An 11592-nucleotide genomic window follows, 5' to 3' on the forward strand; every position below is an offset into this window, starting at 1 on the left:
GGGGGCGTGGCGGGGGAGCATGGTGCGGCTCGGTCTGATGGCCGTGCCCGTCGCGTTCTTCGCGCTGTTCTTCGCCTACCCCGTCGTCGCTATCGTCGGCCGCGGGCTGAAGGCCGACGGCGCCTGGCAGTTCGGCAGGATCGGCGAGGTGCTGACCCGGCCGGACATCCTCGACGTCCTCTGGTTCACCACCTGGCAGGCCCTCGCGTCGACGGCGCTGACCCTGTTGATCGCGCTGCCCGGCGCGTATGTCTTCGCGCGCTTCGACTTCCCTGGCAAGCAGGTGCTGCGGGCGGTCGTCACCGTGCCGTTCGTCCTGCCGACCGTCGTCGTGGGGACGGCTTTCCTGGCGCTGCTGGGGCGCGGCGGTTTCCTCGACGAACTGGCGGGCGTGCGTCTCGACACCACGGTGTGGGCGATCCTGCTCGCCCATGTCTTCTTCAACTACGCGGTCGTCGTGCGGACCGTCGGCGGGCTGTGGTCGCAGCTCGACCCGCGGCAGGAGGAGGCCGCCCGGGTCCTGGGTACCGGGCGGTTCGCGGCGTGGCGGCGGGTCGCTCTGCCGGCCCTCGCACCCGCGGTGGCCTCCGCCGGGCTGATGGTCTTCCTCTTCACGTTCACCTCCTTCGGGGTCGTACAGATCCTCGGCGGTCCGGCCTACTCCACGCTGGAGGTCGAGATCTACCGGCAGACCGCCCAGCTCCTCGACCTTCCGACGGCCGCCGTGCTGACGCTGGTTCAGTTCGCCGCGGTCGGCGCGATCCTGGCCATGCACGCGTGGACCGTGCGGCGCAGGGAAACGGCGCTGAAGCTGGTCGATCCGGCGCAGACCTCTCGCAGGCCGCGCGGCACCGGGCAGTGGGCGCTGCTCGGCGGGGTCCTGCTGACGGTGCTGGTGCTGATTCTGCTGCCGCTCGGTGTGCTCGTGGAACGCTCGCTGGACGCGCCCGGCGGCCACGGCTTCGGCTACTACCGAGCCCTGCAGTCCGCGGAGGCGAGCGGCGGCACGTTCCTGGTCGCACCTCTCGAAGCGATCGGGAACTCACTGCAGTACGCGGTGGTCGCGACCGTGATCGCGCTGGTCGTCGGCGGGCTCGCGGCGGCGGCGCTGACGCGGCGGGCCGGTCGGCTGGTCCGCGGTTTCGACGCGCTGCTGATGCTTCCGCTCGGGGTGTCCGCCGTCACCGTCGGCTTCGGTTTTCTGATCACGCTGGACAAGCCCCCGCTGGATCTGCGGACTTCGTGGATCCTGGTGCCGCTCGCCCAGGCGCTGGTCGGTGTTCCCTTCGTCGTACGGACCATGCTGCCGGTCCTGCGGGCGGTGGACGGGCGGCTCCGGGAGGCGGCGGCGGTGCTCGGGGCGTCGCCGCTGCGGGCCTGGCGCGAGGTCGATCTGCCGCTGGTGCGAAGAGCGGTGCTGGTCGCGGCGGGCTTCGCGTTCGCCGTGTCGCTCGGCGAGTTCGGGGCGACGGTGTTCATCGCGCGGCCCGACAATCCGACCCTTCCGGTGGCCGTGGCGCGGCTGCTGGGACGGTCCGGGGAGCTCAACTACGGGCAGGCGATGGCGCTCAGCACGATTCTGATGCTGGTGTGCGCGGTGTCGCTACTGCTGCTCGAACGTATCCGCCCGGACCGGTCCGGGGAATTCTGACGATGCTCGGGGTGTTCTGGACATGCTGACACTGGAATCGGCCACGGTCCTCTTCGGGAAGCGGGCGGCGCTCGACGCGGTGGATCTGAGGGTCGCGGACCACGAGATCGTCTGCGTCCTCGGGCCCAGCGGCAGCGGCAAGTCGACCCTGCTGCGCGTGGTCGCCGGACTGCATCCGCCGGACGCCGGCCGGGTGCTCCTCGACGGCGTCGACCAGACCGGCGTTCCGGTGCACCGGCGCGGTCTCGGCCTGATGTTCCAGGATCATCAGCTCTTTCCGCACCGGGACGTCGGCGCCAACGTCGCCTTCGGGCTGCGCATGCGCGGTGTCACACGCGGCGACCAGGACCGCAGGGTCGCCGAACTTCTCGAACTGGTGGGTCTGCCCGGCGCCGAACGGCGGGCCGTCGCCGCGCTGTCCGGCGGCGAACAGCAGCGCGTCGCCCTCGCGCGGGCGCTCGCCCCGCGGCCGAAGCTGCTGATGCTGGACGAGCCGCTCGGCCAGCTGGACCGCAGTCTGCGCGAACGCCTCGTCGTCGAACTGCGCACCCTGTTCGCCCGGTTGGGGACGACGGTGCTCGCCGTCACCCACGACCAGGGCGAGGCCTTCGCTCTCGCCGACCGGGTCGTCGTGATGCGCGACGGGCGGATCGCCCAGGCGGGCACCCCGTTGGAGGTCTGGCAGCGCCCCGCCTCCGCGTTCGTCGCCCGGTTCCTCGGCTTCGACAACGTGGTGGACGCGACGGTGACCGGAGCGGCGGCCGGTACGGCGTGGGGGGAGGTGCCGGTGCCGGACGGCTCGCCGCAGGGCCCGTGCGCTCTGCTGGTGCGTCCGGCGGGCGTACGGCTCGGATCCCCGGAGTCCGGGCTGCGCTGCACGGTCGGCGCGCGCACCTTCCGGGGCAACCATGTCGCCGTGACCCTGCACCCCGAGAGCGGACCGGTCCTGGAGGCGGAGTGCCCGCTGCGGGACGCCCCTCAGGAGGGCGCGCCGGTGGGCGTGACCTTCGACGCGTCGGAGACAGTGGTTCTGCCCGCGGCGTTCTAGTGCCCCGCGGCCACGTACGCCACGTACGCCGCGCTGCCGCGCGCGGTCGCGTGGCCGCCCATCACCCCGACCACCCGCGCCCCGATGAGGACTTCGTCCAACGCGTCGGAGACCGCGTCGTCATGGAGCGCGCGCAGCATCGAGGCGAAGGTGTCGCCGTTCGCGCGGGTCCGCTGGAACCAGCGGTACGCGCGGGCGTCGGGCGTCGCCTCGTTACCCCCTCCACCGGTGGGGGCCGCCGCCCCCGGACCGCAGCGCCGTGACGCTCTGCGCCGAGGCCCGGAGTGCGGGCGAACTGCGCCGCTACTGGCGCGAGGTGGAACCGGCCGCCCGGATCGACAACGGGTACGGCTTCGACAACGAGGAGCAGGGCGCGGGGGTCTGGATCTGCCGGGGGCTGCGCGAGCCCTGGCCGGAGATCTGGCCGGCCTTCCGGCAGCTCGGCTGACCGCCGGTCGGCTCCACGGCCGGCCGGCGGGCCCTCATCCGGTCAGCGGCAGCGCGGCCAATTCGGCGATCGCCCAGGTGATCGGGGCGAATACGACCAGCAGAATGCCGACCCGCAGGGCCGTCGCTGCCCGCAGCGCCGAGGCCGGCGCACCGAGCCGCAGCAGCGTCTGAGCCAGGTGGGCGCGGGCCTGCTTCGCCTCCAGGGCGGAGGTCAGCAGCGTCGCCGTCGTACAGCCCAGTACGAGTGCGGCGCCGAGCGCGGTGAGCGGGCCGAAGGGACGCGGACCCGTCCCGTACAGCGCGAACGCCGCGATCGCCGCGGAGAGCACCGCGCAGACCACACCCAGCGGCCGGCCGATCCGGCGCGCCTCGTCCATCAGCACCCTTCCGGCCAGCAGGCGTACGGCTCCGGGACGCACCGCCTGCAGCAGCTGTCCGCAGAGGTGCGTCAGTCCGGGACCCGCCATGGCCAGACCGATTGCCGTCAGCGACCACCCCGCCAGCACCCACACCGGGGTGGCGTCGGGAATTCCCGGCAGGGGGAACGGGCTGCCCGCGCCATCGCGGCTCGCGTACGCCTCGACCGCGAGACCGGCTGCCGTCAGCGCCACGCCCCACGGCAGTCCGGTCGGCGGAGCCGCCGGAGCCGGGATCTGCTCGTCCGGCACGATGTCCTGCGTGCCGTCCTCCGGCACCGCCGCCTGTAGCGGCCGGGTGCGCAGCGCCATCGCGCTCGCTGCCGCCGCGGCGACCGGCACCAGCGTCAGCAGAACAAGGGTTGCGGCCACCGGCAACGGGGCTCCTGCGCCCAGCAGTTCGGCCGCCGCACCGTCGAACGGCAGCCCGGTCGGATCGCCGCGCAGATGCACGAAGAAAAGCAGCGCCACCATCGACCCGAGGGTGCAGGACATGGCGGTGGAGACCGCGGCCAGCACGCCGAGCCGGACCGGCCCCAGACCGACGGCGGACAGCCCCGGACGCGGGCGGGTGCTCGGGTCCGTACGGGCCACCGCGACCGCGAACTGCACGGTGGCGGCCAGCGGCACGAAGCACCACAGCAGCCGCAGCACCGAGGCGGTCGAGTACGCCGGATGCGTCGACGCGTATGCCAGGGTGCACAGCAGTAGGAAGCCGACCCCGGCTGAGGCGGCCGCGACCAGCAGCCGCCGCACCAGGACCAGCGGATGGGTACCGCGGGCTAGACGGAGAGCGAGCACGCCGCGTGGCCTTCCGTATCGGACGCGGCGGGCAGGGCGACGGTGGCGACGCGGCGGCCGTCCAGCAGCGGGACCGTGCGGTCTGCCAGCGAGGCGACCTCCACGTCATGGGTGGCGAGCACGACCGTGATGCCGTGCGAGCGGGCCGCGCTCGTCAGTGTCCGCAGCACGTGGGTGCGGTCCGTGCGGTGCAGCGTCGCGGTCGGCTCGTCGGCGAAGATCACCGTGGGTGAGCCGGCCAGCGCGCGGGCGACGGCGATCCGCTGGCGCTGCCCCTGGAGCAGCGTGTGCGGCCGCTGCTTGGCGCACATGCCGATGTCGAGCCGCTCCAGCCACTCCATGGCGGCCTTCTTCGCGGCCCGGTGCGAGGTGCCGCGCAGCAGCAGGGGAAGCGCTGCGTTCTCCCAGGTGTTCAGCTCCGGTACGAGCTGGGGATCGGGTGCGATCCAGCCGAACCGGTCACGGCGCAGCCGCTCGCGCAGTCGCGGACCCATGGTGTGGACCGGGACGCTGTTGAACCACACCTCGCCCTGCTGGGGCACCAGTTGGCCGGAGAGGCAGTGCAGCAGAGTCGTCTTGCCACTGCCTCGCGGGCCGGTCACGGCGAGGATCTCGCCGTCGTGGACCTCCAGGGAGATCCCGCCGAGCGCGGGTGAGCCGTTGTGGGAGTGGTGCAGGGAACGCGCCCAGATCACGTCGTTGTCCGGCGGGGCCACCATGGCGTACACCTCGGTTCAGATCAGATTTCCCGTCCCCCGTACGGGGGAACGAAGAGGGGGCCGATCGGTCACTCGGCACCGTAAGGATTCGGACCGCGGTGTGCGCACAGCACGCGGCCCGGGTGCGCTTCTTCCCACTCGAATGGGCGCATCCGGGCCGTGTGGACCGTATGAAATGACCGCTGGAATGCGGTCGGCTGGTGATCGGGCCGGGGTCAATCGGTCAATCGATCCGTGGTCGATCAGCCGATCGAACCGCGGCCCGGATCACCGTCCCTCTCAGAGCTTCGTCCAGGCCTCCGTCAGGACGCTCCGGAGGATGCCCTCGATCTCGTCGAACGTCGACTGGTCGGAGATCAGCGGCGGCGCGAGCTGGACGACCGGGTCGCCGCGGTCGTCGGCCCGGCAGTACAGACCGTTGTCGTACAGCGCCTTGGAGAGGAAGCCGTAGAGAACGCGCTCGGTCTCCTCGTCGGTGAAGGTCTCCTTGGTGGCCTTGTCCTTCACCAGCTCGATGCCGTAGAAGAAGCCGTTGCCGCGGACGTCGCCGACGATCGGCAGGTCGTGCAGCTTCTGCAGCGTCGTGAGGAACGCGTTCTCGTTGTCCAGGACGTGCTGGTTGAGACCCTCGCGCTCGAAGATGTCGAGGTTGGCGAGGCCGACCGCTGCGGAGACCGGGTGGCCGCCGAAGGTGTAGCCGTGCAGGAAGGTGTTGCCGCCCTCGTAGAACGGCTCGGCGATGCGGTCCGAGACGATGCAGGCGCCGATCGGGGAGTAGCCCGACGTCATGCCCTTGGCGCAGGTGATCATGTCCGGCACGTAGCCGAACTTGTCGCAGGCGAACATCGTGCCGAGGCGGCCGAAGGCGCAGATGACCTCGTCGGAGACGAGCAGCACGTCGTACTTGTCACAGATCTCGCGGACCCGCTGGAAGTACCCGGGCGGCGGCGGGAAGCAGCCACCGGCGTTCTGCACGGGCTCCAGGAAGACCGCGGCAACCGTTTCCGCGCCCTCGAAGAGGATCTCCTGCTCGATCTGGTCGGCGGCCCAGCGGCCGAAGGCCTCCGGGTCGTCGCCGTGGATCGGGGCGCGGTAGATGTTGGTGTTCGGCACCTTGTGCGCGCCGGGGACCAGCGGCTCGAAGGGGGCCTTCAGGGCCGGCAGGCCGGTGATGGACAGGGCGCCCTGCGGGGTGCCGTGGTAGGCGACCGCACGCGAGATGACCTTGTACTTGGTCGGCTTGCCCTTGAGCTTGAAGTACTGCTTGGCAAGCTTCCAGGCGGTCTCGACGGCCTCGCCGCCGCCGGTGGTGAAGAAGACCTTGTTGAGGTCGCCCGGCGCGTAGTCGGCGAGCCGCTCGGCCAGTTCGACGGCCTTCGGGTGGGCGTAGGACCACACCGGGAAGAAGGCCAGCTCCTGGCCCTGCTTGTAGGCCGCTTCGGCGAGCTCGTGACGGCCGTGACCGGCGTTGACCACGAACAGGCCGGACAGGCCGTCGAGGTAGCGCTTGCCCTGGTCGTCATAGATGTAGGTGCCCTCGCCACGCACGATGGTGGGAACGGGCGCGTTCTCGTAGTCCGACATGCGGGTGAAATGCATCCACAGGTGGTCGTACGCGGTTCGGCTGAGGTCCTTGCTCACGGCTATCGGGTTCCCCACATATAGGTCTGCTTCTTGAGCTTCAGGTAGACGAAACTCTCGGTGGAGCGCACGCCGGGGATGGCCCGGATGCGTTTGTTGATCGTTTCCAGCAGGTGGTCGTCGTCCTCGCAGACGATCTCCACCATCAGGTCGAAGGAGCCCGCGGTCATCACCACGTACTCGCACTCGGTCATGGCCGACAGCGCTTCCGCGACGGGATCGAGGTCGCCTTCGACATTGATGCCGACCATCGCCTGCCGCCGGAACCCCACGGTGAGCGGGTCCGTGACGGCGACGATCTGCATCACGCCCTGATCGAGCAGCTTCTGGACGCGCTGCCGCACGGCCGCCTCGGAGAGGCCGACGGCCTTGCCGATCGCGGCGTACGGACGACGCCCGTCCTCCTGGAGCTGCTCGATGATTGCGAGGGAGACGGCATCGACCGTTGGTGACGATCCGTTCCCGGTCCTGGAGTCTGCGCTGCGACTGGCCACGCATCCACTGTGCACCGAGACTCGTCTGTCTCGCAACCCTCAATCGATGAAATTCGTTGTTTGAGGGCCCAGATCACACTGAATCCGAAGTTCTCGGCGGTTGGGTATGTCGAAAGCGATACCTCTGCGACTAGGCTGGACGTCTCATCCATTGGACGTGTCGACAGGAGGGGTGGTTGTGACCACCGAGGTGCGCCGTCTGCGCAACTACATCAACGGGGAGTTCCGGGACGCCGCGGACGGGCGGACCATCGACGTGGTCAACCCGGCGACGGAAGAGGTCTACGCGACCTCCCCGCTCTCCGGCCAGGCCGATGTCGATGCCGCCATGGACGCCGCCGCGGCGGCCTTCCCCGCCTGGCGCGACATCACGCCCGCCGAGCGCCAGAAGGCCCTGCTGAAGATCGCGGACGCGTTCGAGGCGCGGGCGGAGGAGCTGATCGCCGCCGAGTCCGAGAACACCGGCAAGCCGATCGAGCTCACCCGCACCGAAGAGATCCCGCCGATGGTGGACCAGATCCGCTTCTTCGCGGGCGCGGCACGGATGCTCGAAGGCCGCTCGGCCGGCGAGTACATGGAGGGGATGACCTCCATCATCCGCCGCGAGCCGGTCGGCGTCTGCGCCCAGGTCGCGCCGTGGAACTACCCGATGATGATGGCCGTATGGAAGTTCGCCCCGGCGCTCGCCGCGGGCAACACCGTCGTCATCAAGCCGTCCGACACCACCCCGGCGTCGACCGTGCTGATCGCCGAGATCATCGGCGACATCCTGCCCAAGGGCGTCTTCAACGTCATCTGCGGCGACCGGGACACCGGCCGCGCGATGGTCGAGCACCGGACCCCGGCGATGGCCTCCATCACCGGTTCGGTACGGGCCGGCATGCAGGTCGCCGAGTCCGCCGCCAAGGACGTCAAGCGCGTTCACCTGGAGCTCGGCGGCAAGGCCCCGGCCGTCGTCTTCGAGGACTCCGACATCGCCAAGGCCGTCGAGGGTATCTCCGTCGCGGGCTTCTTCAACGCGGGGCAGGACTGTACGGCCGCGACCCGCGTCCTCGTCCACGAGTCGATCCACGACGAGTTCGTCACCGCGCTCGCCAAGGCCGCCGCCGACACGAAGACCGGGCAGCCGGACGACGAGGACGTGCTCTACGGCCCGCTCAACAACGCCAACCAGCTGAAGCAGGTCAGCGGGTTCATCGACCGGCTGCCCACGCACGCCAAGGTCGAGGCGGGCGGCCACCGGGTCGGCGAGAAGGGCTACTTCTACGCCCCGACCGTCGTCTCCGGTCTGCGGCAGGACGACGAGATCATCCAGAACGAGGTCTTCGGACCGGTGATCACGGTCCAGTCGTTCACCGACGAGGACCAGGCCGTGGAGTACGCGAACGGCGTCGAGTACGCCCTCGCCTCCTCGGTGTGGACCAAGAACCACGCCCGCGCGATGCGCATGTCCAAGAACCTCGACTTCGGCTGTGTGTGGATCAACACCCACATCCCGCTCGTCGCCGAGATGCCGCACGGCGGATTCAAGAAGTCCGGCTACGGCAAGGACCTCTCCGCGTACGGCTTCGAGGACTACACGCGCATCAAGCACGTCATGACCTCGCTCGACGACTGAGTTTTCGTCAGCTGCGGTGTACGGCCCCGGGCATGAGCCCGGGGCTGTTTCCGTTCCTGGCATCAGCAACAGCATCGACGACGGCATCGACAGGGTGTGCGGACGGAGCGTGTACCGCTGGACGGTTGGTCCATTGCCCGCGCCGTCGCCCGACCGGCATCCTGCGCAGGTGCGAGCAATCCCGAAGAACCCCATGTCCCGCCGGTCCCTGCTGCGCGCCTTCGGGGCCACAGCGGCCGGTGTATCGCTGGCCGGCTGCGGAGTGCCCGCCGCCTATGTGGAGCCCGGTGACCGCGCCGGACACGACGACTCTGCGCGCGACCACTCCCTGCACTTCGCGAACTGGCCCCTCTACATCGACACCGACGACAAGACGTCGAAGCGGCCCACCCTCGACGCGTTCAGCAAGCGGACCGGGATCTCCGTCACGTACACCGAGGAGATCAACGACAACGACGAGTTCTTCGGGAAGATCAGCCCGGCGCTGATGAACCATCAGGAGACCGGCCGGGACCTGATCGTCGTCAGCGACTGGATGGCCGCCCGGTTCGTACGGCTCGGCTGGGTGCAGGAGATGGACCGGGCCAAGCAGCCCAATGTCGCCAAATACCTGGACCCGCAGCTGCGTTCACCCGCCTTCGACAAAGGCCGGACGCACAGCGTCCCCTGGCAGTCCGGGATCACCGGCATCGCGTACAACCGCAAGAAGCTCGGCCGCGAGATCAGGAGCCTGAGCGATCTGTGGGCGGACGACCTGAGCGGCAAGGTGACACTGCTGTCCGGGCTCGACGAGTCCTTGGCCCTTCTGATGCAGGGCAACGGCGTCGACGTCACCCGCTGGAAGCGCGACGACTTCTACGAGGTGTGTGACCAGGTGGAGAAGCTGGTGAAGAAGAAGCACATCCGCCGCTTCACCGGCAACGACTACATCAAGGACCTGTCGACCGGCGATGTACTCGCCTGCCAGGCCTACTCCGGCGATGTCATCCAGCTGCAGGCCGACAACCCGGAGATCGAGTTCGTGGTGCCCGAGGAGGGTGCCGAACTCTGGGCGGAGTCCCTCATGATCCCCAACCTCGCCCGCCACAAGCGCAACGCCGAGAAGCTCATCGACTACTACTACGAGCCCGAGGTCGCCGCGGAGCTGGCGACCTGGGTCAACTACGTCTGCCCCGTCCCCGCCGCCCGCGAGGTGCTGGCCTCTTCCAAGGACGAGGAGACCGCCGCGCTCGCCGAGGAACCGCTGATCTTCCCCGACGAGGCGATGCGCAAGCGGCTGGCGATCGCCCGCGACATCACGTCCGAGGAGCGTACCGAGTTCGCGAAGAAGTGGAACTCCATCGTCGGGTTGTGAAACCGGCCCCGGGGTGGTGTGACGAGGATTTTTAGTTGGCACAAAAGATGGATGGTTGGCACTACGCAGAATGCGCGTAGTGCCAGGTCATGAACGGGTGGTGCGACGCCTGGTACTCCAGCCGTAGTTCGTGATCTTGCCGGTGGGGCCGCAAGTCACAGGGTAGGCGCCGCCCCCAGGGGGTTTCTCGGACTGGGAGGTTAGCCCAGGTCCGGCCAGCTCAGGAGGTTCTCCAGGGTGGCGCGGTCACCCTCGCTTCGCAGGCTGTCCAAGGGGAGGCGGCCGTGCAGGGTGAGCAGCAGGTTGCTCGCCGATCCGTGCAGGTCGGCGGCCGTCTCGTGCTGGCCGTCGAGGACGTGTGATCCCGACGCCGCCAGGTTGACCAGCCACGACTTGCCCTCGGCGGCGTGCAGGCCGATCCGGGCCGGCTCGTGCGGCCAGGGGCCGGCGGTGCCGTGGCTGACGCTGATGAACTCGGCGATGCCGTCGAGTGCGACAACCGCCGGGATGGGCTGGGGAGTTTTGGTGGCCAGCTGGGCGTCGAAGGCGTGGACAGCGGCCTCCTGGATCTGATGGCGCGCCACGGCACCGCTCGTCATCGGCACGGCGGAGTCGCCCCACCAGGTCCAGCAGCCCATAGCGGGACCTGCGGCTCGCAGGGCGGCGATCAGCTCCTGGGTGGCTGTGGCCGAACGGGCCAGTAGTCCGGCTGACGACGTGTCATCGGACGGCGCCACGGTCGGGGGCTTCTCGCTGGGGCCGGCCGCGACCGCCGCCGCCCAGAACCGGTGCACCTCGGTAAGGTGCTCGACGAGGTCGCGGAGCGACCAGTCGGGGCAGCTGGGAACGCGGACATCCAGATCGGGGGAGCCCGCGACGCTGCTGCGCAGGGTGGCGGCGCGGTCCTCGACCAGGACCAGCAGGTCTTCGAAGGCAGGTGTCTGAGTCATCCCCGCTTCGTATCACCCGGCACTGACAGCGGCCATCCGGTTTCCCCGGGCCCGTTGGTACTTCGTGGTCGTGTTGCTGGGGGCCGGGTGCGTGGACGCGTACGGCCACCGTTGATCATCGGTGTGTGAAGACTGAAGATCATGCGGTGGCCGCAGGTCACAGCGTAGCCCCGGCCCGCTGGCAGGACGCATTCGAGGGCCTGATGAACCGGATCGCGGGCCGTTTCGTGCGGGTGGAGCCCCGTCGGCGAGTCGAGCGGTTGGTGCTCGGACCCCTGTCGGACCTTCCCCGCAAGAACTGCTGGACGATCGCCGAATGGGCCGGGGATTCCACCCCGGACGGCATGCAGCACCTGCTCAGAGCCTGTCGGGTGACCTTCGATCGGAAAGCGGACGCGGTCTGGTGCGTGCGATTCCAAGGCGCCGGAAGGCCCTCGGATGGGGTCTCCC

At 69.7% G+C, this 11592-nt stretch carries 10 protein-coding genes and 2 pseudogenes; 6 read left to right on the forward strand and 6 right to left on the reverse strand.

The window, feature by feature from the left end:
* Positions 1 to 37 precede the first annotated feature (37 nt).
* Complete coding sequence (locus ACWD6R_RS14575; protein ID WP_451819005.1) at positions 38 to 1651, forward strand: ABC transporter permease; 1614 nt, start codon at positions 38 to 40, stop codon at positions 1649 to 1651.
* Positions 1652 to 1673: 22 nt separating this feature from the next.
* Complete coding sequence (locus ACWD6R_RS14580) at positions 1674 to 2699, forward strand: ABC transporter ATP-binding protein (protein WP_451818992.1); 1026 nt, start codon at positions 1674 to 1676, stop codon at positions 2697 to 2699.
* A 2-nt stretch (positions 2700 to 2701) separates the two neighbouring features.
* Here ACWD6R_RS14580 and ACWD6R_RS14585 read toward each other — a convergent pair.
* Positions 2702 to 2920: pseudogene (locus ACWD6R_RS14585) on the reverse strand (LOG family protein); the annotation flags it as partial.
* 38 nt (positions 2921 to 2958) lie between these two features.
* Here ACWD6R_RS14585 and ACWD6R_RS14590 point away from each other — a divergent pair.
* A complete protein-coding gene (locus ACWD6R_RS14590; protein WP_451818993.1) occupies positions 2959 to 3147 on the forward strand; it encodes a hypothetical protein in 189 nt (62 codons plus the stop codon).
* 34 nt (positions 3148 to 3181) lie between these two features.
* On the opposite strand, the gene ACWD6R_RS14595 is transcribed toward ACWD6R_RS14590, so the two are convergent.
* From ACWD6R_RS14595 to ACWD6R_RS14610, 4 genes are all read right to left on the reverse strand, one after another.
* On the reverse strand, positions 3182 to 4366 hold the full coding sequence (locus ACWD6R_RS14595; RefSeq protein ID WP_451818994.1) for a hypothetical protein: 1185 nt from the start codon (positions 4364 to 4366) through the stop codon (positions 3182 to 3184).
* Positions 4348 to 5085, reverse strand: a complete 738-nt coding sequence (locus ACWD6R_RS14600; RefSeq protein ID WP_451818995.1) for an ABC transporter ATP-binding protein — start codon at positions 5083 to 5085, stop codon at positions 4348 to 4350. Before ACWD6R_RS14600 ends, ACWD6R_RS14595 begins: the two co-directional genes overlap by 19 nt.
* A gap of 279 nt (positions 5086 to 5364) precedes the next feature.
* Positions 5365 to 6744: an aspartate aminotransferase family protein gene (locus ACWD6R_RS14605; RefSeq protein WP_451818996.1), complete on the reverse strand. Its 1380-nt coding sequence runs from the start codon at positions 6742 to 6744 to the stop codon at positions 5365 to 5367.
* A complete protein-coding gene (locus ACWD6R_RS14610) occupies positions 6729 to 7220 on the reverse strand; it encodes an Lrp/AsnC family transcriptional regulator (RefSeq protein ID WP_451818997.1) in 492 nt (163 codons plus the stop codon). The genes ACWD6R_RS14605 and ACWD6R_RS14610 overlap by 16 nt, the downstream gene beginning before the upstream one ends.
* A 178-nt stretch (positions 7221 to 7398) precedes the next feature.
* Between ACWD6R_RS14610 and ACWD6R_RS14615 the strand changes: the two genes are divergently transcribed.
* Both ACWD6R_RS14615 and ACWD6R_RS14620 read left to right on the forward strand, forming a co-directional pair.
* Positions 7399 to 8838, forward strand: a complete 1440-nt coding sequence (locus ACWD6R_RS14615; protein WP_451818998.1) for a gamma-aminobutyraldehyde dehydrogenase — start codon at positions 7399 to 7401, stop codon at positions 8836 to 8838.
* 193 nt (positions 8839 to 9031) lie between these two features.
* On the forward strand, positions 9032 to 10192 hold the full coding sequence (locus ACWD6R_RS14620) for an ABC transporter substrate-binding protein (protein ID WP_451819006.1): 1161 nt from the start codon (positions 9032 to 9034) through the stop codon (positions 10190 to 10192).
* A gap of 200 nt (positions 10193 to 10392) precedes the next feature.
* Here the strand turns inward: ACWD6R_RS14620 and ACWD6R_RS14625 are convergent, their stop codons facing one another.
* Positions 10393 to 11142: a maleylpyruvate isomerase family mycothiol-dependent enzyme gene (locus ACWD6R_RS14625; RefSeq protein ID WP_451818999.1), complete on the reverse strand. Its 750-nt coding sequence runs from the start codon at positions 11140 to 11142 to the stop codon at positions 10393 to 10395.
* Between the two features lie 203 nt (positions 11143 to 11345).
* Between ACWD6R_RS14625 and ACWD6R_RS14630 the strand changes: the two are divergent.
* A pseudogene (locus tag ACWD6R_RS14630) lies at positions 11346 to 11592 on the forward strand (IS701 family transposase); the annotation flags it as partial.

Source organism: Streptomyces sp. NPDC005151 (assembly GCF_053599875.1).

What these genes read in the sequence shown, in the direction of transcription:
- ACWD6R_RS14575 (WP_451819005.1), top strand. Translation starts at nt 38, where the DNA reads ATGGCCGTGCCCGTCGCGTTCTTCGCGCTGTTCTTCGCCTACCCCGTC.
- ACWD6R_RS14580 (WP_451818992.1), top strand. Translation starts at nt 1,674, where the DNA reads ATGCTGACACTGGAATCGGCCACGGTCCTCTTCGGGAAGCGGGCGGCG.
- ACWD6R_RS14600 (WP_451818995.1), bottom strand. Translation starts at nt 5,085, where the DNA reads ATGGTGGCCCCGCCGGACAACGACGTGATCTGGGCGCGTTCCCTGCAC.
- ACWD6R_RS14620 (WP_451819006.1), top strand. Translation starts at nt 9,032, where the DNA reads ATGTCCCGCCGGTCCCTGCTGCGCGCCTTCGGGGCCACAGCGGCCGGT.
- ACWD6R_RS14625 (WP_451818999.1), bottom strand. Translation starts at nt 11,142, where the DNA reads ATGACTCAGACACCTGCCTTCGAAGACCTGCTGGTCCTGGTCGAGGAC.